The organism is Blautia sp. HCP3S3_G3, assembly GCF_052063365.1.
Lineage (GTDB): Bacteria > Bacillota > Clostridia > Lachnospirales > Lachnospiraceae > Blautia_A.
Window position 1 is genome coordinate 254918 of sequence record NZ_JBQHXR010000002.1, and the last position, 26268, is coordinate 281185.

At 45.8% G+C, this 26268-nt stretch carries 23 protein-coding genes; 1 reads left to right on the plus strand and 22 read right to left on the minus strand.

Annotation, left to right across the window (positions count from 1 at the left end):
* Window positions 1–47 precede the first annotated feature (47 nt).
* The 6 genes from ACTNEW_RS04865 to ACTNEW_RS04890 all read right to left on the minus strand — a co-directional run bounded on the left by ACTNEW_RS04865 (window position 48) and on the right by ACTNEW_RS04890 (window position 6893).
* Window positions 48–632 (minus strand): DUF6553 family protein, encoded by a 585-nt coding sequence (locus tag ACTNEW_RS04865; protein ID WP_441058559.1) that lies wholly within the window; start codon window positions 630–632, stop codon window positions 48–50.
* 18 nt (window positions 633–650) lie between these two features.
* Complete coding sequence (gene glf, locus ACTNEW_RS04870) at window positions 651–1772, minus strand: UDP-galactopyranose mutase (RefSeq protein ID WP_441058561.1); 1122 nt, start codon at window positions 1770–1772, stop codon at window positions 651–653.
* 128 nt (window positions 1773–1900) lie between these two features.
* Window positions 1901–3439 carry a sodium/proline symporter PutP gene (gene putP / locus ACTNEW_RS04875; protein ID WP_441058563.1) on the minus strand — a complete coding sequence of 513 codons (1539 nt, stop codon included), beginning with the start codon at window positions 3437–3439 and terminating at the stop codon, window positions 1901–1903.
* Window positions 3440–3667: 228 nt separating this feature from the next.
* Window positions 3668–4210 (minus strand): DUF5662 family protein, encoded by a 543-nt coding sequence (locus ACTNEW_RS04880; protein WP_441058565.1) that lies wholly within the window; start codon window positions 4208–4210, stop codon window positions 3668–3670.
* 11 nt (window positions 4211–4221) lie between these two features.
* On the minus strand, window positions 4222–6075 hold the full coding sequence (locus ACTNEW_RS04885; protein WP_441058567.1) for a Type II secretory pathway, pullulanase PulA and related glycosidase: 1854 nt from the start codon (window positions 6073–6075) through the stop codon (window positions 4222–4224).
* A 65-nt stretch (window positions 6076–6140) separates the two neighbouring features.
* Window positions 6141–6893, minus strand: coding sequence for an exodeoxyribonuclease III (locus tag ACTNEW_RS04890; RefSeq protein ID WP_441058569.1), 753 nt, complete (start codon window positions 6891–6893; stop codon window positions 6141–6143).
* A 234-nt stretch (window positions 6894–7127) separates the two neighbouring features.
* Between ACTNEW_RS04890 and ACTNEW_RS04895 the strand changes: the two genes are divergently transcribed.
* On the plus strand, window positions 7128–7508 hold the full coding sequence (locus ACTNEW_RS04895) for a DUF1292 domain-containing protein (RefSeq protein WP_441058571.1): 381 nt from the start codon (window positions 7128–7130) through the stop codon (window positions 7506–7508).
* Window positions 7509–7686: 178 nt separating this feature from the next.
* On the opposite strand, the gene ACTNEW_RS04900 is transcribed toward ACTNEW_RS04895, so the two are convergent.
* The 16 genes from ACTNEW_RS04900 to ACTNEW_RS04975 form a co-directional block, all read right to left on the minus strand.
* On the minus strand, window positions 7687–8199 hold the full coding sequence (locus tag ACTNEW_RS04900) for a deoxyuridine 5'-triphosphate nucleotidohydrolase (protein WP_441058573.1): 513 nt from the start codon (window positions 8197–8199) through the stop codon (window positions 7687–7689).
* An 8-nt stretch (window positions 8200–8207) separates the two neighbouring features.
* Window positions 8208–8699, minus strand: a complete 492-nt coding sequence (nrdG, locus tag ACTNEW_RS04905) for an anaerobic ribonucleoside-triphosphate reductase activating protein (protein ID WP_441058575.1) — start codon at window positions 8697–8699, stop codon at window positions 8208–8210.
* Window positions 8700–8701: 2 nt separating this feature from the next.
* Window positions 8702–10795 (minus strand): polyribonucleotide nucleotidyltransferase, encoded by a 2094-nt coding sequence (locus ACTNEW_RS04910; protein WP_441058577.1) that lies wholly within the window; start codon window positions 10793–10795, stop codon window positions 8702–8704.
* 255 nt (window positions 10796–11050) lie between these two features.
* Window positions 11051–11317: a 30S ribosomal protein S15 gene (gene rpsO, locus ACTNEW_RS04915; protein ID WP_015542977.1), complete on the minus strand. Its 267-nt coding sequence runs from the start codon at window positions 11315–11317 to the stop codon at window positions 11051–11053.
* 147 nt (window positions 11318–11464) lie between these two features.
* Window positions 11465–13129 (minus strand): Na/Pi cotransporter family protein, encoded by a 1665-nt coding sequence (locus ACTNEW_RS04920; RefSeq protein WP_441058579.1) that lies wholly within the window; start codon window positions 13127–13129, stop codon window positions 11465–11467.
* Window positions 13130–13132: 3 nt separating this feature from the next.
* A complete protein-coding gene (locus ACTNEW_RS04925) occupies window positions 13133–14050 on the minus strand; it encodes a bifunctional riboflavin kinase/FAD synthetase (protein ID WP_441058581.1) in 918 nt (305 codons plus the stop codon).
* A 10-nt stretch (window positions 14051–14060) separates the two neighbouring features.
* Window positions 14061–14948, minus strand: a complete 888-nt coding sequence (truB, locus tag ACTNEW_RS04930) for a tRNA pseudouridine(55) synthase TruB (RefSeq protein WP_441058583.1) — start codon at window positions 14946–14948, stop codon at window positions 14061–14063.
* Window positions 14945–15910: a DHH family phosphoesterase gene (locus tag ACTNEW_RS04935; protein ID WP_441058585.1), complete on the minus strand. Its 966-nt coding sequence runs from the start codon at window positions 15908–15910 to the stop codon at window positions 14945–14947. Before ACTNEW_RS04935 ends, truB begins: the two co-directional genes overlap by 4 nt.
* 56 nt (window positions 15911–15966) lie before the next feature.
* The gene (rbfA, locus tag ACTNEW_RS04940; RefSeq protein WP_441058587.1) at window positions 15967–16365 is read right to left on the minus strand and encodes a 30S ribosome-binding factor RbfA; all 399 of its coding nucleotides are present in this window, start codon (window positions 16363–16365) and stop codon (window positions 15967–15969) included.
* Between the two features lie 23 nt (window positions 16366–16388).
* Complete coding sequence (gene infB, locus ACTNEW_RS04945; protein WP_441058589.1) at window positions 16389–19469, minus strand: translation initiation factor IF-2; 3081 nt, start codon at window positions 19467–19469, stop codon at window positions 16389–16391.
* A gap of 12 nt (window positions 19470–19481) precedes the next feature.
* Window positions 19482–19796, minus strand: coding sequence for a L7Ae/L30e/S12e/Gadd45 family ribosomal protein (locus tag ACTNEW_RS04950; RefSeq protein WP_441058591.1), 315 nt, complete (start codon window positions 19794–19796; stop codon window positions 19482–19484).
* Window positions 19786–20061 (minus strand): RNase P modulator RnpM, encoded by a 276-nt coding sequence (rnpM, locus tag ACTNEW_RS04955; RefSeq protein ID WP_441058593.1) that lies wholly within the window; start codon window positions 20059–20061, stop codon window positions 19786–19788. Before rnpM ends, ACTNEW_RS04950 begins: the two co-directional genes overlap by 11 nt.
* Window positions 20058–21305: a transcription termination factor NusA gene (gene nusA / locus ACTNEW_RS04960; protein ID WP_441058595.1), complete on the minus strand. Its 1248-nt coding sequence runs from the start codon at window positions 21303–21305 to the stop codon at window positions 20058–20060. Before nusA ends, rnpM begins: the two co-directional genes overlap by 4 nt.
* A gap of 30 nt (window positions 21306–21335) precedes the next feature.
* The gene (gene rimP, locus ACTNEW_RS04965) at window positions 21336–21800 is read right to left on the minus strand and encodes a ribosome maturation factor RimP (RefSeq protein WP_441058597.1); all 465 of its coding nucleotides are present in this window, start codon (window positions 21798–21800) and stop codon (window positions 21336–21338) included.
* Window positions 21801–21936: 136 nt separating this feature from the next.
* Window positions 21937–24183 carry a DNA gyrase/topoisomerase IV subunit A gene (locus ACTNEW_RS04970; RefSeq protein ID WP_441058599.1) on the minus strand — a complete coding sequence of 749 codons (2247 nt, stop codon included), beginning with the start codon at window positions 24181–24183 and terminating at the stop codon, window positions 21937–21939.
* Window positions 24184–24232: 49 nt separating this feature from the next.
* Window positions 24233–26158 (minus strand): DNA gyrase/topoisomerase IV subunit B, encoded by a 1926-nt coding sequence (locus tag ACTNEW_RS04975; protein WP_441058601.1) that lies wholly within the window; start codon window positions 26156–26158, stop codon window positions 24233–24235.
* Window positions 26159–26268 lie beyond the last annotated feature (110 nt).

Here is a 26268-nt window from a genome sequence, read left to right on the forward strand (position 1 = left end):
TTTTCAAACAGATATGAAAAATCATGACTTCTGATCATTCCCTATTCTCAGCCAATACCGCCCTCACCCGGAAATCGCTCTTCATACATCTCTTTTGCAGCCCTGATAATGAGATCCAGTTCCTCTTCCATCTGCAAAGCAGCCGGAAGCTTCACTGCCGTCTGGAGAATGTCACTCTGGATTTTCTCTCTGGTCCTCTCATCACTCATGCTGACCAGACCAAACAGCACATTGGAATAAGCCTTATCCTTCTCACAGAGATCCATATAGATCCATATCAGATGGCAGCATTCCCGGTAAAGCAGTTCCCGGTGCAGATCACTTTTCTGAATCAGTTCTGCAAACTGAAGTTCTTCGAGACGCCTGCTGATTTCCTTACGTGCCCGTTTGATCGCAAACCACTTTTTATCCGCTCCACGGTTAAATTCCAGTTCCATCCACAACCCCAGAAATCCATCTGCTCTCTCGTTTCCTTTTGCATCGGATTTCTCGCGATAACGAATTTCCCAGAGTTCCTTACGCACGGCATTTGCCTGCACGTCTTCGCCGTCTGCAATGGACTTTTCCAGAAGGCGCTTACGTTTCATGGGGTCAGCTTCACGATAATAAGCTGCAATTGTGGGTGTATCCATCTGTATCTTTCTCCTTCCTTATTCCTTCGGGGACTCGTAGCTTAATTCGGTTTCCACCATATTCAGTGCTTCCTCGATGACCTTGTCCATGTCCATATAGCGATACATGCCAAGACGTCCGCCAAAGAGAACATTTTCTTCTTCCAGTGCACGCTGCTCATACTTGGAGAACAGCTCGTCATTTCTCGGATCATTGACCGGATAATATGGCTCTGCTCCCGGTTTCCACTCTGCGGAATACTCTCTGGTGATCACCGTCTTCGGCTGTTTGCCGAATTCAAAATGCTTATGTTCAATGATTCTGGTGTACGGTATTTCATAATCCGTATAGTTCACAACCGCATTGCCCTGATAATTCTCCATATCCAGAACTTCTGTCTCAAAACGCAGGGAACGGTAATCCAGCTCTCCATAACAGAAATCATAATAAGCATCGATCATACCGGTATAAAGCACCTTGTCCGCCTGTGCGGTAAGTTCTGCACGATTTTCAAAAAAGTCGGTATTCAGAATCACCTGAACCCCTTCCAGAAGTTTCTTAATAATACGGGTATAGCCGCCCTTCGGGATACCCTGATAAGGATCTTTAAAGTAGTTGTTATCATAGGTGTAACGAAGCGGAAGACGTTTGATAATGAAGGACGGAAGATCCTTGCATTCTCTTCCCCACTGTTTTCTGGTGTATCCTTCGATCAGTTTTTCATAGACATCCTGTCCCACCAGAGCCAGTGCCTGTTCCTCCAGATTCTTCGGATGGGTAATATGCATTCTGGAAATCTGCTCGTTAATCTTGGCCTGTGCCTCTGCCGGAGTCCGCACTCCCCAGAGCTGATGGAACGTATTCATGTTAAACGGCAGATTATAAAGTTCATCTTTGTATATTGCGATCGGAGAATTTACAAAATGATTAAACTCTGCAAATTCATTTACATAATCCCATATCTTTTTGTTCGATGTATGGAAAATATGCGCACCGTAACGGTGAACCTGAATTCCCTCCACGTCTTCTGTATAAATATTTCCTCCGATATGGTCACGCTTGTCGATTACAAGACAGGTCTTCCCTCTCTTTGTGGCTTCATGTGCAAAAACAGCGCCAAAAAGTCCGGCGCCAACGATCAGATAATCATATTTCTTCAAAAAAAGACACCCTCTTTCTTCTAAATTTCTCCTGATATAACAACAAGTATTATAACAGATTTGGAAGAAAAAGGGTAGCCTTATAATTACGATTATTTATTACTCTGAACAGAAGAAACCGGGTCCTGTCATTTCATTGCAGCTACACGGTCAAATTCCTCTGTAATTTCTTTGGACGGGGCCTTCGTTGCAAGGCTGAAGATTACGATCATCAGTGTGCTGATCGCAAATCCCACAGCAAGAGAATAAAGTCCTGTTGCACTTCCCAGTGTCTGACCTCCCATAAGAGGAATGTAATCCCAGATAATGACGGTAAGTCCACCGGAAACGATACCTGCGATCGCACCTGCCAGATTTGTTCTTCTCCAGAAAAGTGACAGAAGAACGATCGGTCCGAATGCGGATCCCAGGCCGGCCCACGCATTCGACACAAGACCCATAATACTGCTGTTCGGATTCCATGCGATCACAAATGCAAGAATAGAGACGACTACAACTGTTCCGCGGCTCACATTTACAATTTTCTTTGCATCTGCCTTTTTGTCAATAAAGCTGTGATACAGGTCTTCAGATACTGCAGATGCTGTTACCAGAAGCTGGGAATCCGCGGTAGACATGATAGCTGCCAGAATACCACAGAGAAACAGTCCGCCAATAAAAGGCAGTGCCAGATTCTCTGTGAACAGCTTGCTGATCATCTCAATGAATACACTCTCAGAAGATGCAGCTCCGTTCTCGCCCAGAACTTCCGGAAACAGGAATGCACGTCCGATCACACCGATAAAGCACGCAGCACCAAGAGAAAGAATGTCCCATACAATGGCGATCACTCTGGATTTCTTCAGTTCCGTCTCATTCTTCACAGCCATAAAACGGGTCAGAATATGCGGCATTCCACAATATCCAAGTCCCCATGCAAGCTGGGAAAAGATTTCCACAAATGTATACGGACGTTCTCCGTTCATCAGAGGATTCAGATAAGAAGCCGATCCACCGACAACTCCACTCTGATCCAGAATCCCGGAAAGATTTCCCGGAAGCATAAAATAGGCAATGATCGGAACGATCAGAAGTCCTACCAGCATCAGAGTGCCCTGAATAAAATCGGTCACACAGACTGCCATAAAGCCTCCCATAAAGGTATAGCAGAGAATTACTGCCGCACCAACTGCCAGTGCCACATGATAGTCAATTCCAAATACTGTGTTAAAAAGTTTCCCTCCTGCTGCAAGCGCAGATGCCGTATACACCAGGAAAAATACCACAATAACAATGGAAGAAACCAGAAGCAGTATTTTCTTTTTATCACGGAAACGGTTCTCAAAATATGCCGGAATCGTCAGGGAATTGTTGGCTGCAATAGTGTACTTGCGCAGTCTTCCTGAAATACATACCCAGTTAAACACCGTTCCTATAAACAGACCGACTGCAATCCACACCTGTCCGGTTCCCATAGCATAAATCGCACCCGGAAGCCCCATCAGAAGCCATCCGCTCATATCAGATGCCTGTGCGGACAAAGCTGCTACCCAGGCATTCAAACCACGGCCGCCAAGAAAATAGTCTTCCGAATTCTTTGTTTTTTTCATATACACAATGCCAATCACGATCATCAGCAGAAGGTATGCCGCAAATGCGGACAAAATAATCATTTTTGTACTATTCATACGCTCTCCTCCTCTTGGTAAATATAGTAAAAAATAGTATGTTACTGTTCACTCCATTCCCAGTAACGATACCATACACTCTACCACAGAATACCAGTTCATTGCAACCCAAAAAACGGAGAAATTTAACAATTCCCCCGTTTTTTTGCATGTTTTTTCATATTTATTCCGTTTTATAAGGTTATTTTGTATTTTTATGCTTACGTAAAACCCTGTACAGAACCCGAATTATCCTGCATTCCGTTTCAGATACACATGTCGGATATAATGCAGAGTTTTTTTCTCTCCGTGATCCGCCAGTATGCGAAGCAGGGCCTCCAGATCACGCTTCGTCTCCGGGTGGATAAACCAGAGTTTTTCTTTGCTCTTGAGAAAATATGCCAGAGGCGCCTGATCGGTATAAGCCTCTCCCAGATATGTCCGTGAAGCACTGATCCGGTCCATGATCATCTCAGCCACATACTTTCGCGGCATTTTTGTTCCCATGATCACATGTTCCCCGTCCAGTGAATAATCCACCCAATATTCAAAATGATGACGGTTGCGGCCTTTGTGATGCAGCCAGGACATGGAAACTCCGATATCTTCTCTTTCTGCATTGTTGGGGCTTCTCGTTCCCTGATAGTATTTGCAGCCCACCAGAAATTCTGTCGGAGAATATTTGGACAGATCGTGAAGCAGCCCCTGTTTATATAATCCGATGCGGAAACAATACCGCATCACCAGCAGTTTATGTTTCGTGATTGTTTTAAAATGCAGCCATGGATGCATCTCCCTGCCTCCTACCTGCCCAGCAGCACGACAATCGTGCGGGGCGAAATTTCCATTGTTCTGGTGTACGTTTCTTCAGATTCTCCAAAAAATACCTCTTCTTCAAAGCCGGAAGTATCTACAGCCTTTCTCCATTTTTTTCCATCCGGAAGATTGGGAAGTGCAATACTTCTTGATTCCCCGTGGAAATTAAACGCAATGTAGACAAGATCATCCGGCTCACCGTTTTCCTTTGCGGCATAAGCACCGCAGAGCATCACTCCAAGAAGCCGGGACGTATTCTCATAACTGCAGTACCATGCCCGCTCACTGTGAAAAGAAATGTCCGGAAATCCTCTGGTAAGATAATCCACGCCTTTCAGTCCTTTCGGCTGATGCAGTACCGGATGGCTTTTGCGGAAAGCAATGGCATCTTTTACAAACTGTAAAAGTTTTTCATTTTTCTTCAGTCCTTTCCAGTCGACCCATCCCACAGGATTATCCTGACAGTAGGCATTGTTATTGCCATCCTGAGAATTGGCAATTTCATCTCCTCCATAGATCATGGGCACGCCCTGACTCAACAGCAGCAGCAGGAAGGCATTTCGCATCTGGCGTTCCCTGATCTGTCTGACAGATGCCTTGCGGCACGGCCCCTCAAATCCGCAGTTCCATGAATAATTATAACTGGTTCCGTCTGTATTATTCTCTCCGTTTTCTTCATTATGCTTGTAATTATAGCTTACCGCATCTGCCAGAGTAAAGCCATCCTGACATGCCAGATAATGAATCGCTGTATGTGTATTGAAATTTTCTTTGATACGATTTACCGCTCCGGTTACCGTATCTTCATCACTTTTAAGGAAACGGCGCATATCCTGCATAAACCCGGCATGATATTCTGCAAGATACTTCCCGGAAAGAAGATGTTCTTCCGGAATATCCCAGACAGGAATCTGCTCCATCATCAGTTTTGATCCGGCAAGAATCCCGTCTTTCAGAATCAGGTTGGCCGGAGCTCCCTCTCCCAGGATATGGAATCCATCCACATGATAATATAATTTCCAGAACTGCAAAACATGAAGAGCCATCATCGGATTGACTTCTTTTGGAAAATAAAATTCCATTATACACGCAATTCCCGCTCTGTGAAGTTCTTTCACCAGATCCCGGAATTCTTTTTCCGGACGGGCTGTCGCACAATAAGAACGCTTCGGTGCAAAATAAAAGCCGGGAAGGTATCCCCAGAAGTTGATTTTCCCATCCTTCTTCGCAGACACCAGACCTGCATTTTCTGCAGGTACAGACACTTCCATGAATTCATAAGCAGGCATCAGTTCCACCGCATTAATCCCAAGATCCTTCAGGTATGGGATCATTTCCGCCAGTCCGCTGAACGTTCCACGTTTCTTAGATGACAATCTGCTCTGTTTTGTAAAACCGCGGACATGAAGTTTATACAGGATCATATCATCAAACGGAAATTCCGGAGCCTCATCCTCCTCCCAGTCATACGATTCTTCGCGCAGAAATCCGCAGCGCACCTTATGCTTCTCTTCTCTGTTCCATTCTTCTCCGAAGTGTTCTCTTCCGGAAATATGATGGGCATACGGATCCTGCACGACCCTGCCGTCCATGCAGAAATTGTATTCGTAATCTTTCGGGGAAAAACCGCCAAGACACAGGGTACTGACACATCCGGTCCGTGCTCCCTGTGCAAAAGGAATGATTTCTGTCGGTTCTTTTGATTTTTTATAATAAAGCAACAGAGATGCTTCGGTTTTTTCCGGTACTTCCACTGCAAAATTATAGCCTGCGGCTACTTTATTGGCGCCAAGTATGAATGGGGATCCCTTTTCAATTCGGGGAACTTTATGGACTGCCATAAAATACCTCCTTCTCATGTGTAGTCTGTCATATTATGCAAAATGTTCTGGACGAGTTCTCTCTCCTACTTCAGAACCAGTTCCACCGGACAATGGTCTGATCCCATAATCTCTGTATGAATTGACGCACTTTCCAGTCGTTGTTCCAGATCCGGAGACACGATAAAATAGTCAATTCTCCAACCTGCATTCTTCTCTCTGGCACGGAACCGATAGGACCACCAGGAATAGATTCCTTCCGCATCCGGATAAAAATACCGGAACGTATCAATAAATCCGCTCTCCAGAACTCTCGTAAAGCAGGCTCTCTCCTCATCAGAAAATCCTGCATTATGCCGGTTGGAAGCCGGATTTTTCAGGTCGATTTCTTTATGTGCCACGTTAAAATCTCCGCAGCAGATCACCGGTTTTTTCTCCTGAAGACTGAGAAGATAAGCAAGAAAATCCCTCTCCCAGTCCATGCGGTAAGAAAGCCGTTTCAATTCGCTCTGGGAATTTGGCGTATAAACCGTCACAAAATAAAACTCTTCAAACTCCAGTGTGATAACCCGCCCTTCTTTATCATGTTCCTCTATTCCGATTCCATACAATACGGACAGCGGTTCCTGTTTCGTAAAAACAGCAGTTCCGGAATACCCCTTCCTGTTGGCATAATTCCAGTACTGATGATATCCGAGAAGATCAAGCTTCACCTGCCCCTGCTGACACTTCGTTTCCTGCAGACAGAAAACATCTGCATCCAGTTCCTGAAACCGCTCCTCAAAGCCCTTTGTCAGGCAGGCACGGATTCCGTTGACGTTCCATGAAATAAATTTCATACTGTTTCTCCTCATAAATCGTAAAATGATCCGGCAGCAAATTTCTGCCGTTCAAACACACAGATTTTTCTGCGCATTATTTATCAAAGTACATTTATTATACCACAGAACTCTGTCGTATAACATAGAAAAATATTGAATCCCGTATTCTGTTCGCCCCGCTCTTGCAATCTTCCAGATGTTCTGTTACAATAAAACAACCATTACGAAAATAAAAAAAGCGAGGATACGATTATGAGTGACGATATGAACAAATCATCCTTCGGGGATTCCTGCGGATGTACATCCAGTGACTGTGCTTCCTGCGGCGGATGCGGGGACAGCACACCACACACCATTACCCTGACCATGGAAGATGACACAGAAGTAGAATGTGCTATCCTGACCATTTATCCGGTAGACACGAAGGAATATATTGCTCTCCTTCCCCTGGATGAGAACGGCCAGAATACTGCAGGCGAAGTTTATCTTTATGCATTTGCCCGCACAGAAGACGGCGATCCCATGCTGTCCAACATCGATGACGACGAGGAATATGCCAAAGCCGCTGATGCATTTGACGAAATTGTTGAAAAAGCAAGACAGGCTGAGGCAGAAGGTGCTCCTCTGGAGTAAGAGGCTGAAGCATCCACTTTCCTTTCGATTCAGAGTTTTTCAGACAGAAACAGGGCAGAAATCCGGAATTTTCCCGGAATCTCTGCCCTGTATTTTTTCTTATATAGCAGCGGAACTCTGTGAGTTGCTGTCTGCTCTGTTCAGCAATATCTGTTCCGTTGTTCTCACGCTCTAATAATTATTTTGTGGTGCTGCCGAACCCGCCGTTGCGCGTGTCTGTCACATCATCATCTACGGTGATTCCGTATTCCACAAAAATCCCCTGCATGAAACCCGTATCAGCCGGAATCGTCACTATTTTCTCTTCCTTGCTGTCATTGGTCATCTTGGCAAAAATATGACCTTCATTGTCAGAATAAAAATAATCACTGTCAATGATTCCCACTGTATTATTCAGCTGCAGACGGTATTTGAAGCCAAGTCCGCTTCTCGGATAACATTTCAGAACCCATTCCGGATTCATTTCCACACGGATTCCCGTGGGAATCTTCACCGTGTCTCCCGGTTTCAGGATAAAATCAGCAGGTGAAAAAAAATCATAGCCCGCACTGCCTGCTGTAGCTCTCCTCGGAAGACGGATTCGTTCATAAACAGACGCAATCTCTTCCTCAGAGGCATCCGGAAAGGTATCTTTCCAGTCTGCTGCAAATCTCTCTTCACTTACTTTATGAAATCTGGCGATTCTCTGCATAGTTCCTCCTAATGGGCGTGCAGAACAACATGTCCTTCCCGAAGGGTGGCGGGAACATCGATCACACGCTGATTACTGGAGCCTTTCCATTCCAGAAGGAGTTCTTTCTTATCAATCTCGAACTCTCCGTCAACGCAGACATCCAGATATTGAACGATTTCTTCGTTGTTGATTTCTTCCCAGAGAGAACCGGTGTACAGCCAGATCGTTTTCTGCGGATATCTTCTCCGGATCTCTCTGGCCAGAGCTGTCACTTCCGTGATATTGGAAGGATGCAGCGGATCCCCTCCTGAGAAAGTGATTCCGCTGATATAATCCTTATCCAGTTCATCGAAAATTTCTTTCCGTTCTGCATCTGTGAAAGGAAGTCCTCCATTCGGATCCCATGTGATCGGATTCTGACACTCTCTGCAGCAGTGTGAGCAGCCTGCAACCCACAGAACCACACGAAGGCCATCCCCGTTTAACATATCGTCCTTGGTTATATTATGATATCTCATTTTTATGCTTCTTCCGGTACATCCTTCATGCTGAAGCTGATTCTTCCCATCTTGTCTTTGCCAAGGCATACTACCTTCACTTTATCGCCAAGGGTCAGAACATCTTCCACACGATTAATTCTTTCTTTACAGATTTTGGAAATGTGAACCATTCCCTCTTTTCCTGGTGCAAATTCCACAAACGCACCAAATTCTTTGATGCTGACAACTTTTCCGGTAAAGATCTGACCTGCTTCAAAATCTGTAGCAATGATCTGAACCATGCGTGCTGCCTCATCCATGCTCTTCTGATCAACACCGCAGATGGATACTGCTCCGTCATCTGTAATATCGATTTTCACACCGGTACGCTCGATGATAGTATTGATGGTCTTTCCTCTCTGTCCGACTACATCACCGATCTTCTGAGGATCGATCTGGATCTGAATGATCTTCGGTGCATGTTTTCCAACTGTTTCACGAGGCTGTGCAATACATTTTTCCATAACTTCTGTCAGGATATATTCTCTTGCCTCTTTTGTTCTTCTGATTGCTTCTTCTACGATCGGTCTTGTCAGTCCGTGGATTTTGATATCCATCTGGATCGCAGTGATACCGTCATGTGTGCCTGCAACCTTGAAGTCCATATCTCCGAAGAAATCTTCCAGTCCCTGGATATCGGTCAGTACGATATAATCGTCATCGCTGTCCCCTGTTACAAGACCACAGGAAATACCTGCAACCGGTTTCTTAATCGGAACACCTGCAGCCATCAGAGACATGGTAGATGCACAGATACTTGCCTGGGAAGTGGAACCGTTGGACTCAAATGTCTCAGATACGGTACGGATTGCATACGGGAAATCTTCCTCGCTCGGAAGAACAGGTACCAGCGCTCTCTCAGCCAGTGCTCCGTGACCGATTTCACGACGTCCCGGTCCTCTGGACGGTTTTGTTTCTCCTACGGAGTAGGACGGGAAATTGTAATGATGCATGTATCTCTTGGAAGTCTCAAATTCATCAAGACCATCCAGCTTCTGAGCCTCAGAAAGAGGTGCCAGAGTTGTCACCGTACAGATCTGAGTCTGACCGCGGGTAAACATGGCAGAACCATGAACTCTCGGAATAATATCTACTTCTGCTGCCAGAGGACGAATCTGTGTGATAGCACGTCCGTCCGGTCTCTTGTGGTCTTTCAGGATCATTTTACGGACAGTCTTCTTCTGGTACTGATAAACAGCATCCGGAAGAACAGCCAGCCACTCTTCATTGTCAGCAAATGCTTCTGCAAGCTTTTCTGTCACTTTACGGATATTTTCTTCTCTTGTCTGTTTGTCATCAGAGAAAACAGCAACTTCCATCTCTTCCGGAGTTACGATTTTCTTTATTGCTTCAAACAATTCTTCCGGAACTGCACAGGACTCATAGGAATGCTTCGGTTTGCCGCACTCTGCAACGATCTTATCAATAAATGCAATGATCTCCTGGTTGACTTCATGCGCTTTGTAAATTGCCTCGATCATCTTGTCTTCCGGAATTTCATTTGCACCGGCTTCGATCATGATGACTTTTTCTCTGGTGGAGGCAACGGTAAGCTGCAGGTCAGAGATATCCTTCTGAGCCATGGTCGGGTTGATGACAAATTCACCATCGATCATGCCAACCTGTGTAGTTGCGCATGGACCATCAAACGGAATGTCGGAAATGCAGGTTGCGATGGAAGAACCGAGCATTGCCGGGATTTCCGGATTGCACTCCGGATCTACAGACATTACCATATTGACCAGGGTCACATCATTTCTGTAATCCTTCGGGAACAGAGGACGCATCGGACGGTCAATAACACGGGATGTCAGGATCGCATGTTCGCTTGCTTTCCCTTCTCTCTTATTAAATCCTCCCGGGATTTTGCCTACGGCATACATTTTTTCTTCATATTCAACACTTAACGGGAAGAAATCAACGCCTTCTCTCGGCTCTTTGGATGCAGTTGCTGTTGATAAAACAGTGGTTTCCCCATAATGCATCAGAGCTGCGCCATTGGCCTGTTTTGCAACACGGTCAATATCAACAGTCAGTGTTCTTCCTGCTAATTCCATGGAATAACTTTTGTACATGTTTTTTCTCCTTTTCTGTATTTTACTTGATCAGCATGTATCACAGAAGTCCGAAACAACTGAAAAAACCATCATTCTGAAAACTGCCGCATACAATGGAATGACGGGCTTTTCAGTAGTCTCGGAAATTACTTCTGCCATGCGTTTTACCGGCGGCAGCGGACTCTTCCTGTATACAGGTTTCTCTCTGCCTGCTTACCGGTTTCTTTACCTAAAAATGGGGCGGATGGAAATCCGCCCCCTTCCGCATACCAATTATTTTCTTAAGCCTAACTTTTCAATCAGTGCACGGTATCTTTCGATGTCAGTTTTCTTCAGGTAAGCTAACAGGCCACGTCTCTGACCTACCATTTTCAGAAGACCTCTTCTGGAATGATGATCTTTGTGGTGTGTCTGTAAATGCTCTGTAAGTTCCTGAATTCTTGCGGTAAGAACAGCAACCTGTACTTCCGGTGAACCTGTGTCACCTTCACATCTTGCATATTCTTTCATAATTGCCTGTTTCTTTTCTTTTGAAATCATTTTGATTTCCTCCTTATTTTCTTTTATAAACGCCGCATATTAAGAAATGGTCGGAGTCTCCTGTCTCTGAATATGGGCTGAATTACAACCTTGGTTAGTATATCACAGAACCTTTTGGGTGTAAACTGTTTTTTTTATTTTATCTTTTTATTTTCCGGCTGCTGCCATTTTCTGTTCCTTCCGGCGTTCATCAGGATCATCTTCCATCAGGGAAAAAGCAATATTGGTCGCATGGTCGGATACACGTTCCAGTCCGGAAATAATATCCGAAAACATCATACCGGCACTTGCTGTACATTCATTCTGTGTCAGACGCTGAATGTGGGATTCCTGAAGAATACGCTCCGCATCATCCACCTGATCCTCAAGATCCAGAATTTCCTGCATATGTTCCTGATTATTATTGGAGAACATATCCAGCGCATAGGTAGTGATCTTAATGACCATATCCAGCATTCCGGAAAGTTCCCGTTTTGCCTGATCACTGAATTCAACGCTGCGTTCCAGCCTGCTTTTCGCAGCATCTGCAATATTTTCCGCATGATCACCGATTCGCTCAATATCATTGACTACATGGAAAAGACCGCCAATGGTCTGCTTATCATCCACAGGAAGGGTTGTCTGGTTAATTTTTACCAGATAATTCGTAATGGCATGATTCAGAAAATCAATCTGTTTTTCCACCTGATAAACTTCACTGATATCGTCTTCATCCAGTGTAATAAGAGCATTCATGGCACGTTCCAGATTCGCAAGCGCCATATGTCCCATACGTTCCATTTCTCTTGTTGCATCAAATACTGCCGTAGTAGGTGAAAATACGGATTTTTCTCCGATATACTGAAGTTCGAAATTTTCTCCGGTCTTCGCATCATCTCCACGGACAATCAGCCCGGTCAGTTTCACGATCTGTTTATTAAACGGTGCCAGCAGCAGTACTTCTACGACCTTGATCATCGTATGCGCATTCGCAACCTCACGGCCCGGATCCATATGGGAAACGGTCTTGATCAGATGAACGATCGGATCAAGGGCAAGGGAGAAGATCACATACATCACAGCTGTACCGATCAGGTTGAACAGAAGATGGATCAGGGCCGCTCTCTTTGCATCCCGCTTGCCGTTCAGACCTGCAAGAAGTGCCGATACACAGGAACCGATGTTGCATCCCATGATGATAAAGAGACAGATATTGATTTCCAGCAGTCCCTGCTGTGCAAGCAGAAGAATGATACCTACCGTTGCAGATGAGCTCTGAAGAACTGTTGTCACAATAATACCCACCAGAAGCGCCGCAAAATGACTGCTGAGAGATCCCATGATCTCGACTACTTCCGGAGACTCTCTCAAAACCGACATGGACGAAGACATTGATGTAAGTCCCATAAACAAAATACCAAAACCCAGAAAAACCTCACCGATTCTCTGAACTTTGTTTTTCTTACAGAACATGGACAGAATGACCCCCGCCATAACGATTGCCGGCGCAAAAGCCGAAAGGTTAAATGAGATCAGCTGTGAAGTGACCGTAGTACCGATATTGGCACCCATGATCACACCTGCTGCCTGATACAGATTCATCAGTCCGGAATTCACAAAACTGACAACCATAACTGTAGATGCACTGGAGGACTGGATGACCGCGGTAAAAAAGATACCTACCAGTATTCCACGAAGCGGTGTTTTCGTGAAGAACTCAAGAATGCTCCTCATTTTGGCACCGGCAGCTTTTTCCAGGGCATCGCTCATAAGCTTCATACCATACAAAAAGAGGCCAAGGCCTCCCATTAATCCAAGAATTATCCCTGCCATTCCTTAAATTTCTCCTTGCTTGTATCCTGTTTTCTCTTCAAAGTACTTCCTTCCGCTGGCTGCATCTCTGTTCATCTGATTCCGGAGTGCCTCAAACGAAGGGAATTTCTCCTCGGGGCGCTGGAACTTCAGGAACTCAACGACACATTCCTGCCCGTAAAGATCCTCGTCACAGTCAAATAGATAGGTTTCCACTCCAAGAAATTTTTCACCGACTGTGGGCTTATATCCCACATTTGTAATCCCCTGGAAGACTCTGTCTCCAAATCTGCTGAGGGTAATATAAACCCCGTTGGGCGGCATCAGCTTCTGCCCGGACGGCACAAGGTTCACGGTCGGAAACAGCAGTTTATGTCCCAGCCCTCTTCCATGTTCCACAATTCCCTTTACCGAAAAATTCCTTCCAAGCAGCGAAGAAACCTTCTCCATGCTGCCTTTTTTCAGTTTTTCCCGGATATAAGTGCTGCTGATTTTCCTGCTGTCTTCCATCTCTTTTGGAAATACTTTTACGGTAAAACCATATTTACGTCCAAGTTCCCTGAGCAGTTTCGGCGTTCCTTTCCGCTCATATCCAAAGCGAAAATCCTCCCCGACAGCCACATGGGATGCCTGAAGATCTCCCACCAGAACCTCACGGACAAAAGCTTCCGCCTTCATATGCTTCATCCTGTCATCCAACGGGCATTCCAGAAGAACGTCTACTCCCATTCTTTCAAGAAATTCCGCCCGTTCCTCACAGGTAAAAATCATCTGTCCCGGGGAAACAAAAGCAAACAGAACCGCCTGTGCTCCCTTTTCTTTCTGTTTCAGGATTTCTTCCACCAGTTTCTGATGTCCGCGGTGAATACCGTCAAATTTCCCCAAAGTAACTGCACTGTTGGACAGCCGGGGAAATCCCCCGTGTATCCTTACATATTCCATTTTTAACTCCTCAAAGAAACATTTTTACGGGAAGGTATTTTCTGCGTCCGGAATCCCACTGATAAATTCCTGTAAATTCCCCTGCTGAAGTACACATCCGTACCGGACTGTCCATATAACCGCTCTGAAGAAGTTCCTCATGAAGAGGATTTCCGTTCAGAAGCAGACGGTCTCCCTCTTTCGTACATAACACTCTCGGAAAATCTGACAAAATTTCTTCAATTCCGATTACCAGTTCCGATACCGTTCCCTTTTCTGCTGCTTCCTGTACCTGGGAAAGGGTCACACTTTCCTCTATGGCAAATCTGCCCGATGCTGTACGGACAAGCTCCTGCATACATCCTCCGCATCCAAGCGCCCTGCCTATATCGTGACATAGCGTACGGATATAGGTTCCCTTACTGCAGGTGACAGAAAACCGGACAAAGGGAAGCTGCATCTCTTTGATCTCAATCGCAAAAAAATGCACCGGCCTGGCTTCCCGTTTGATTTCTTTTCCTTCCCTTGCCAGTTCGTAAAGCTTTCTGCCGTTTACCTTCAGTGCGGAATACATGGGCGGAACCTGCATCTGGTCTCCCAGAAAAGACTGCATCACTGACCGGACCTCTTTTTCTGTTGCAGTGACTTCTTTTTCAGCCAGAACTTTCCCGGTCATATCCTGCGTATCTGTTTCAATTCCCAGGTGAAGAAGTGCCTCATAGGTTTTTTCCTTATCTGTCAGCATCTCACAGAGTCTGGTGGCTTTACCCAGAGCTATCGGGAGAACTCCTTCCGCATCCGGATCCAGCGTACCTGTATGCCCGATTTTTTTCATATGAAGAATGCCTCTCAGCTTTGCCACCACATCATGAGATGTATATCCTTTTTCCTTTCGGATGATCAGTATTCCGTCCATCATACCTCCCGGCACAGGAGCAGCTGACGCTCGATCTCGCCTGTAATATTATTGATCACGTCATGCAGAGATCCCATCATATCGATTCCCGCAGCTCTCATATGTCCGCCGCCTCCGAAATAGACAGCGATCCTGCTCACATCCACTCTTCCGTTGGAACGCAGAGACACCTTGAACTTCTGACTCTCCACCTCGTAAAGGAACATTGCCACTTCCACGCCCTTTGTCAAACGAAGCTGGCTGACGATCCCATCAAGATCCTTGCCGTCCACACCATAAAAATCCAGATCTCTTCTTCGGAGATAACCGATAATACATTTGCCGTCCAGCAGCATAATGCTCTCTGCAAGCACACGTCCCATAATCTGATTCTGAATATATGTCTTTTCATAGAAAGACTCATCAATGATCCTGCTGAAATTAAATCCCGTTTTCATCAACTGTCCGGCAATTCTCATCGTTTCCGGAGAGGTTGACGAATACTGGAATACACCGGTATCGTGAATCATACCGGTATAAATTGGAACTGCCACTCTCTGATTCACCTTTTCCGGATCAAGAAGGCCATAAAGCACTTCACACGCAGAGCTTATTTCTCCGCGGATATAATTGATCCGGGCAAATCCCGAGTTGCTGATATGATGATCGATGCAGACTGTCTTTTTGGCCTTTTCAAAATACTCTCCGGCGAGAGCAAGACGATCTCTGGAGCTGACATCACAGGTGACAAACAGATCATATTCTTTTTCTCCGTCTGTCTCTGTTTTTATTTCATCCATGCAATCAATATGAGAAAAAATCGGTTTCGGATGATCCAGATAGACATCCACCTGAATTTCCGGATAATACTCTTTCACATAAAGATACAGCGCCATGCAGGACCCCACACAATCTCCATCCGGACGGATATGCCCTGCGATTCCCATCGTCTTTACCTGGTCCAGTACTTCTGCAATATTATTCATGCTTACCTCCCATGCTTCCCGCAGCAGATGCGCTGCAGACAGGAGAACAGGAAATTTTATTCCTGTTCCTCTTCTGCCTCGGCCGCTTCTTTTGCGGACGCATCCTTTCTGTTCACATCATCTATGAGTTTTGACATATTCACACCATATTCAATCGATTCATCCAGAATAAAACGAATTTCCGGTGTATTCCGCAGATTCAGATTTCTGGCGAGCTGACGGCGGATATAACCTTCTGCACTGGAAAGTCCCCGGATGGTATTCTCCTTTGCTTCCTGGGTGCCGAGAACACTGATATAAGCTTTGCATGTTTTCAGATCCGGCGCCACTTCCACAGACATAACGGAAGTCATGGGATGAATGCGCGGGTCCTTAATCTCACCGCGGATAATGGAACTCAATTCTTTCTGAACTTCTCCATTGATACGCGTATTCTTAATGCTGTTTTTTCTCATTCAGTCTCACTCCTGTCGGTATTCTATCTTGGTACTTCTACCATAATATAGGCTTCTACCTTATCTTCTTCTTTTACATCATTAAATCCGGCAAATACAAGACCACATTCATAGCCTGCCTTCACTTCTTTCACATCATCCTTGAATCTCTTCAAAGAGCCAAGTTCACCTTCAAAGATCTGTTCGCCTTCTCTGGAAATACGAACCTTGCAGTTTCTCTGGAATACACCATCCAGAATATAACTTCCTGCAATCGTTCCCACACCGGATGCCTTAAACAGCTGACGTACTTCTGCATGACCGATGACTTTTTCTTCAAATACCGGATCCAGCATACCTTTCATTGCAGATTCCACATCTTCGATTGCCTGATAAATGACTTTGTACAGACGCAGATCTACGCCTTCCTGCTCTGCAAGCTGTTTTGCCATTGCGTCCGGACGTACATTAAATCCAATAATAATCGCATTGGAGGTTGCTGCCAGAGAAACGTCCGATTCATTGATGGCACCAACGCCTCCATGGATGACTCTGACAACCACTTCTTCATTGGACAGCTTCACAAGACTCTGTTTTACTGCTTCCACAGAACCCTGTACATCCGCTTTTACAATGATCGGAAGTTCTTTCAGATCGCTGGCCTGAATCTGGTCAAACAGGTTATCCAAAGACAGTTTGCCCTTGGTTTCCTCCAGAAGACGGTTCTTATTCTCAGATACGAATGCACCTGCAAAGTTCTTGGCTTCTTTGTCACTGTCAAAGGACATAATGATCTCACCGGCATTCGGAACATCGCCAAGACCCAGAATCTCTACCGGAGTAGACGGACCTGCCTCTTTCACACGGCGTCCCTTATCATCCATCATCGCACGTACTTTACCGCTGCATGCGCCTGCTGCAATGAAATCGCCCACATGAAGAGTACCTTTCTGAACCAGAATGGTTGCAACCGGACCTTTTCCTTTATCAAGCTGAGCTTCGATGACAAGACCTCTTGCGGCACGATCCGGGTTTGCCTTCAGTTCTGCAACTTCAGCAGTAAGAAGGATCATTTCCAGAAGAGTCTCGATTCCTTCTCCGGTATGTGCAGATACCGGTACAAATACCGTGCTTCCTCCCCAGTCTTCCGGAATCAGTTCATATTCGGAAAGTTCCTGTTTTACACGTTCGATGTTTGCACTTGGTTTATCGATCTTATTGATGGCAACGATGATTTCCACACCTGCTGCTTTGGCATGGCTGATTGCTTCTACCGTCTGCGGCATAACACCATCATCCGCTGCAACTACAAGTACTGCGATATCTGTCGCATTGGCACCGCGCATACGCATTGCAGTAAATGCCTCATGTCCTGGTGTATCCAGGAATGTGATCTTCTGTCCGTTGATATTTACCACATAAGCACCGATGTGCTGGGTAATACCGCCGGCCTCACCTCTGGTAACATTGGTATTACGGATGGCATCCAGAAGGGAAGTCTTACCATGGTCAACGTGTCCCATAACGCAGACTACAGGCGGTCTTGAAATCATTGTTTCTTCATCTTCCTCGTCTTCTTTCAGAAGCTCTTCGATTACATCCACCTTTTCTTCCTGTTCTGCAATGATGTCATATTCCAGTGCGATTTCCTGAGCTTTTTCAAAATCGATCTCATGGTTCACAGTAACCATAATACCCTGCATGAAGAGTTTCTTAACAATTGCAGACGGCTGCATTTTCATCGCTTCTGCAAGCTCGCGGATGGTCATTTTCTCCGGAAGGACAATTTCTTTTACTTCCGGCTTCTTCTCCTCCTGTTTTGGCTGAGGAACCGGTTTCTGCAATGCCTTCGGCAGTTTCACTCCGGTCTTGCGGCCATTCTGATTCGGACGGTGTCCCATATTGGAGGTTTTATCAAAATCTTTTTTCTTGTTTTTGTTTTCTCTGTCTCTTTCTCTCTTGCTGTCCTTGGATGTTTTGGTCAGCTCCGGAGCAAATACTGCTTCATTATCATTCTTTCTGGTGTTCTGACGCTGACCGCCGCGGTTCTGGCCCGGACGGTTCTGGCTGCCGCCGAATCTTCCGCTGTCATTTCTTCCTTCTGAACGTTCCTGAGCGCCCTGCGGACGTCCCTGTGGTCTCGGTCCGCGGTTTCCATTGTTCTCTCCCTGTCGGAAGGAACGATTCTGACCATCATTGTTTCTGAACGAACGATTCTGACCGTCATTATTTCTCTGCGGACGGTCCTGGCCGTTTCGATTCTGGCTGTTCCGGTCTCCCGGTCTTCTGTCATTGCTGCGTGCATCTCTTGGAGCGCGGTTATCACGATTGTCGCGTCTCTCGCGGAAATCCCGGTTGTCTCTGTTCTCACGCGGTTCTCTCGCTTCCCGGTTATCTCTGTTATTTGTACGCGTCTGCTGAAGACGTGTACCTGCCGGTGCCTGCTGTGCCGGTCTGGAAGCATTCTGTGCTGACGGTACTGCAGTTTCTGCTGCTTTTACCTCCGGTGTCTTCGGCTTCTCTGCTGCAGGTGCTGCCGGCTTCGGCTGTACAGCGGAAGCATTCTGCTGCTCTGCGGGAGTTCTGGTTTCTGCAGCTTTCTGCGGTTTTTCAGCTGCTGCCTGCGGTTTCTGACTCTGCGGTACTGCAGTCTGAGGCTTCTGATTCTGAGTTACTGCAGTCTGAGGTTTCTGACTCTGTGCTTCTGCCTGATTTTTCTGTGTCTGAGAAGCAGTTCCCTGAGCTTTCTGTCCCTGTGCAGGTGCTCCCTGCGGTCTCTGAGACGGTTTTCTTTCAGCCCCCGGCTTTCTTGTTCTGTTCTTTCCTCCGTCGCTTGCATTCTGAGCGTGATATACACGAATAATATTTTTTTTCTTTTTAGGAGCCTCTGCTTTCTCAGCTTCCGGCTTCATGTTTACCATCTTTTCTTCTTTGGAAGTATCCACGTTGGCAATATGCTCCTTTCCCATCTTTTCAAATTTTTCTTTCAGCATTGTAATATGAGATTCATCCACCATCGTCATATGACTCTTGACAGTGATCCCATGTTTCTGTAATAGTTCCATGACCTCTCTATTCTGTCTGCCCAGCTGCCGGGCAATCTCATGCACTCTGATCCCAGCCATTTCTCTACCTCCTTATGCCTGCTCCTGCTCCAGTTCCTTTCTGATTGCTTTCGCAAAATTCTCGTCCTGTACAGCAAGGCTGGCACGGAATTCTTTTCCCATGGCTTTTCCCAGACCTTCTTTATCTGCAAAAAAATAGATCGGCACTTCATAATACTCACACATATTCCGAAATTTCTTTTTCGTATTCATGGAGGCATCGTCGGCAACCAGAACTAGGAAGCCTTTTCCTGTTTTGACAGATTTCTCAGTGGAAAATTCTCCGCTGACCGTCTTTCCGGCTTTTGTTGCGAGGCCTACCAGTGACAAAACCTTATTATTTTTCAATCGCTTCAAACTCCTTTTTCAGGTTCTGATAAACTTCCTCCGGAATCGAAGCTTTCAGCGAACGTTCCAGACCATGACTTTTGATTGCTTTTTCAAGGCAGTCCATGGAAAAACACAGGTAAGCTCCCCTGCCGTTCTTCTTACCGGTGGAATCCAGGATAATTTCATCCTCTGCAGTTTTCAGAACACGGATCATTTCTTTTTTGCTTTTCATTTCCCTGCAGCCGGTGCACTGGCGCATGGGAATCTTACTTTTTGTTTTCATTCTTCTTCCGCTGCTGCCTCCTCACGTTCTTCCTCCGGAGCTTCTTCACTGTCTTGTTCAGTTACAGCATCTTCTGCCCCATCGTCTGACGTTTCTTCACCTGTTTCTGCTATTTCATCGGATTCTTCCGCATATTCTGCGTCTTCTCCGTATTCTTCCTCATCTTCGTAGTACTCGTCATCATCCTCATAATCGTAAAGATCGCCGGCTTCTCTTGCCTTGGTCTCACTCTTGATATCGATCTTAAATCCGGTCAGACGGGCTGCCAGACGGGCATTCTGTCCTTCCTTACCGATTGCAAGGGAAAGCTGATAATCCGGAACGACTACCAGTGCTGTTTTCTCATCCGGATCTGCCATTACCGCAATGACTTTGGCCGGACTTAACGCATTTTCGATCAGAATGGCCGGGTTTTCATCCCAGTTGACGATATCGATCTTTTCTCCGCGAAGCTCATTGACGATCACGCCGACACGCTCCCCGTTTTTACCTACACAGGCTCCAACCGGATCTACATCAGGATTGTTGCTCCATACAGCGATCTTTGTACGGGAACCTGCTTCTCTGGCAATACTCTTGATTTCCACGATACCGGACTGTACTTCTGCAACTTCTGATTCAAACAGGCGTTTCACCAGGCCAGGATGAGTTCTGGAAACCAGGATTCTCGGTCCTTTCGGGGTATCCTTTACTTCCAGAATATAAACTTTGATACGTTCGGTAGGTTTGAATTCCTCTCCTTTTACCTGTTCGTTCTCACTGAGGATCGCATCAGCCTTTCCAAGATTAATGCTGACATTCTTGCCCATCACGCGCTGAACGATACCGGTCACAACTTCTTTTTCCTGTCCGTAATACTGATCATACAGTACCTTGCGTTCTTCCTCACGGATTTTCTGCAGGATCACATTTTTTGCATTCTGGGTTGCAATTCTTCCGAATTCCCTGGAATGGATCTCTACCTGAACGGTATCACCGATTTCTGCACTGGTATTGATCTTCTGGGCATCCACCAGCGAGATCTCCAGAGCCGGATCCTCTGCATACTCCACAACGGTTCTGTCTGCCATGACCTTAAAATCACAGGTTTCCGGATTAATGGCAACATGTACATTGTCCGCTTTTCCGAAATGATTCTTGCAGGCCTGGAGCAAAGACTGTTCAATCGCACCAAGCAGAGTATCTTTGCTGATGTTTTTTTCTTTTTCCAGAATGTTCAGCGCATCCATCAACTCTTTGTTCATTTTTCTCTTTTCCTCCTGATTTGTCAATTACTAGAACTCGATCGCCAGACGGATCAGTGCGATTTCTTTTTTGTCAAAAGTACGCTCGGTGCCGTCCTCGTCAATTGTAACACTGTTACTATCATATGCGGTCAGAACTCCGCAGAACTCCTTTTGTTTTTCGATCGGCCGGTAGGTACGGATCTCTATCAGTTTTCCCATGCTTCTTACAAAATCCTTCTCTTTCTTCAAAGGTCTGTCAAGTCCCGGAGAACTGATCTCCATAATGTAGCTTTCGTCGATGAAATCTTCCTCATCCAGTTTGTCACTGAACGCGCGGCTGACAGTCTCACAGTCATTTACCGTGATTCCGCCGGGTTTATCAATGTAGCCTCTGAGATACCATTCTCCGGCTTCCTTGACATATTCCACATCCACCAGTTCAAATCCGTTGGCGTCCACAATAGGAGTCAGCAGAGCTTCTGCTCTCTGCTCGTATTCTTCGCGCCTGCTCATAATACCCACCTTCCTTTCAAAATTTCGGATTACACATAAAAGAGTGGACCGAAGCCCACTCTCATGCTATCCATCATCCAGTTTCCTACATTCTAACACTATCATTTCAGAAAATCAAGGGATTTTTTTCGATGTGCTAAATGCGCGGTTTTGTTCCTTTGGTATCACGTTTTGCCAGTTTCACTTTATTCAATGAATACTGCTTCTCATGATAGGTAATCGCGTACTCCTGATGTCCTTCCAGAAGATATGCATGTTCCAGAAGATCTCCTTCTGCAAGTTTCATTCCGCGTACACCGACCGCGCCTTTTTTCTTCACCGGAACTTCGTTTTTCAGGAACCGCAGGAAACAGCCGTTCCGGCTCTGAAGCACCACATGCTCCATCTCATCTGCATTTCCCACAAAGATCAGACGGTCACCGTCTCCCAGTTTCGTAGCGGCAATGGTACGTTTTGCCACATCAAATTCTGTGCCCTCTACAATCTTGCACATGGAGCTTTCTGTCACAAACAGCAGGGAAGACCGGCTGACCTGTGCCATCGGTCCCACATAAATCATCTGCTCCTGCGTACTGTCATAATTACTGAGATTATCCGCAGGAGTTCCCTTGTCGCGGAAACGTACCAGCGGGATATCTGCAACTTTTATGGTATGCATTTTTCCGGTATCTGTAAACATACAGATTTTATCCGTATTCATACAGGTGAAAACATATTTATTATCCCCGTGGACAGCTTCCTTATTTCTCTCATATGCTGTCTTGTCGATCAGTTTCATATAACCAAAACGGTCCATGAGGAAGCAGACTTCCATTTCTTCCATCTTCTTCTCTTCGTAAACCGCTTCTTCTGCATTCTCCACAGATGTACGGCGTCTGGTATTATATTCCTTTTTAATATCATCCAGTTCCTTCATGATCACGGCTGACATGGAATCATAATTATCCAGAATATCCTGATAAAGGTTGATATTTTTTACCGTTTCCCTATACTCTGCCTGAAGAGCCTCGATCTCCAGTCCGATCAGCTTGTAGAGACGCATTTCCAGGATCGCATTGGCCTGACGTTCAGAAAACCGCAGATTCTTTGCGGCTTTTTCGCTTGCTTTTGTCCGGAAACGGATTCCTTCCGTAATTCCGTCAACCAGACATCTCTTCACCTGTTCCCGGTTCTTGCTGCCGCGAAGGATTTCGATGATCAGGTCGATTACATCACACGCTTTGATCAGGCCTTCCTGGATTTCCTTTTTTTCCAGTTCCTTTGCGAGAAGTGTTTTGTATTTTCTGGTCGTCACTTCAAACAAAAAGTCCACATGATGTTCGATAATCTGTTTCAGACTCAGCGTTTCCGGCCTTCCGTCCGCAACAGCCAGCATGTTGACACCGAAGGTATCCTCCAGCCGGGTCTTTTTATACAGCATATTCGTAAGGTTTTCCACATCTGTGTCTTTTTTCAGTTCCAGTACAATACGGATTCCTTCTTTGGATGACTGATTGGAAATATCCACGATGTCGGTCGTCTTTTTCGTTTCCACCAGACCTGCCACATCATTCAGGAATTTACCGATATTGGCACCAAGCATGGTGTAGGGAATTTCCGTAATCACCAGCTGCTGTCTGCCGCCTTTTAATTTTTCCACTTCCACCCGGCCTCTGAGACGGATCTTTCCGGTACCTGTCTCGTAAATATTTCTGAGGTCATCTTTGTTGACCACAATCCCGCCGGTAGGAAAATCAGGTCCCTTGATATAGCGCATCAGACCTTTCACACTGATATTGCTGTCTTTCATATATGCTTTGACCGCATCGATGACTTCCCCCAGATTGTGAGGCGGAATACTGGTCGCCATACCAACGGCAATTCCGTCCGCACCATTTACCAGAATATTGGGAATCCGCACAGGAAGAACCACCGGTTCTTTCTCCGTCTCATCAAAATTTGGCATGAAATCTACAACATCTTTATCCAGATCTCCCAGAAATACTTCCTGAGTCAGTTTCTCCAGACGTGCCTCTGTATATCGCATGGCAGCGGCACCATCTCCTTCAATGGAGCCAAAGTTTCCGTGCCCGTCCACCAGGGTCTTTCCTTTTTTGAAATCCTGAGCCATGACCACAAGGGCTTCATAAATCGAGCTGTCACCATGGGGATGATATTTACCCATGGTATCACCTACGATACGGGCGCATTTACGATACGGGCGGTCATACCGGATGCCCAGCTCATACATATCATATAACGTTCTTCTCTGTACCGGCTTCAGCCCGTCCCGCACATCCGGCAGAGCACGGGAAATAATTACGCTCATGGCATAGTCAATATAGGATTTCTGCATGACCTCCGCATAATCGGTACGGATGATATTTTCCTGTTTTGTTTCCATATTGTTCCTTTCCGTTCCTGATACATCATTTCATTCGGACAGATAACTGTCAGATATCCAGTTCTGCGTCTCTCGCATGCTCGTAGATGAAATTCTTCCTTGGAGGTACCTCACTTCCCATCAGAATTTCTGTCACGCTGGAAGCCAGACGCGCATCTTCGATTTCCACCCGCTTCATCATACGGGTCTCCGGATTCAGTGTCGTCTCCCATAACTGCTCCGCATCCATTTCTCCAAGACCTTTGTATCGCTGCAGGGTAAAAGAGCCCGGCTTATGGGTACGACGGTATTTCTCCAGTGCTTTATCATCATAAAGGTACTCTTCTGCGCCTTTCTTCGGCATAACTTTGTAAAGAGGAGGCATAGCGATATACACATGGCCCTCATAAATCAACTCTGGCATGAAACGGTAAAACAGCGTCAGAAGAAGGGTGGAAATATGCGCGCCGTCCACATCGGCATCGGCCATGATCACAATCTTATCATAGCGCAGTTTGGATATGTCAAAATCATTCCCGTATCCCTCGGAAAATCCGCATCCAAAAGCATTGATCATCGTCTTGATTTCCGCATTCGCGAGAATCTTATCTATGGAAGCTTTCTCAACATTCAGGATCTTGCCCCTGATCGGAAGGATTGCCTGATAATTGCGGTTTCTCGCAGTCTTGGCGGAACCTCCCGCAGAATCTCCCTCCACGATAAAGATTTCACACTGAGAAGGATCTTTCTTCTCACAGTTGGCAAGCTTGCCATTGGAGTCAAAGGAATATTTCTGCTTCGTCAGAAGATTGGTTTTTGCACGTTCCTCTGTTTTCCGGATTTTTGCTGCTTTTTCCGCACAGGAAAGAATGGTTTTCAACGTTTCCAGATTACGGTCAAAATAGAGTACCATCTGCTCTCCCACTACCTTGCCGGCAGCCTTGGCCGCATCCTGATTGTCCAGCTTTGTCTTGGTCTGACCCTCAAACCGCGGTGTAGGATGTTTGATAGAAACAACTGCTGTCATACCGTTTCGGATATCTGCACCTGTAAAATTCGAATCTTTTTCCTTCAGTACTCCGATTTCTCTGGCATAGGTATTCATAACCGCTGTGAACGTCGTTTTGAAACCGGTCAGATGGGTACCACCTTCTGCATTATAAATATTATTACAGAATCCCAGTACATTTTCCCGAAATTCATTGGTAAACTGAAAAGCCACTTCTACCTGGATACCTTCGGATTCTCCCTTAAAGTACACAGGCTCATGAAGTGCTTCCGTATTCTGATTCAGGTCTTTGATAAAACCAATGATTCCATCCGGTTCATGGTATTCGATTTTCTCCGGTGTTTCCCCTCTCAGATCTTCAAACAGAATGGTCAGATCCGGATTCAGATAAGCCGTTTCATGAAGCCTGCTTTTTACCTCTGTTGCGGAAAAACGGGTCTTTTCGAATATTTCCGGATCCGGCAGGAAATTGATACAGGTTCCGGTGGCTTTTGTCCGGCCGAGCTTCGGCAGAAGACCATCTTCCAGTTCCAGTGCCGGTACACCCCGTTCATAATAATCATGATGGATATATCCATCACGGCTGATCTTGATATCCAGGTACGTGGAAAGGGCATTTACTACAGAAGAACCCACTCCATGCAGTCCTCCGCTGGTCTTATAGGCAGAGTTGTCAAACTTGCCTCCCGCATGAAGTGTGGTAAAAACCAGCCGCTCTGCGGAAACCCCTTTCTCATGCATGTCCACAGGAATTCCTCGGCCGTTGTCATCTACGGTACAGGAACCGTCCTTCTCCAGAACCACATGGATCCGGTCGCAGTACCCTGCCAGATGTTCATCCACTGCATTGTCAACAATTTCATATATCAAATGATTCAGACCTTTCCGTGACACGCTTCCGATATACATACCGGGGCGCTTGCGGACCGCCTCCAGACCTTCCAGAACAGAGATACTGCCTGCATCATAAGTTTCCTTTTTTGCCATGCTGTTACATTTCCTTTCTTTCAATCCTATGGACATATCTGTTGTCCGGAACTTTTCTATCTTTCTAATAGTAAACATCAGTTCTATTATGATAACCCATTTTCTACCTG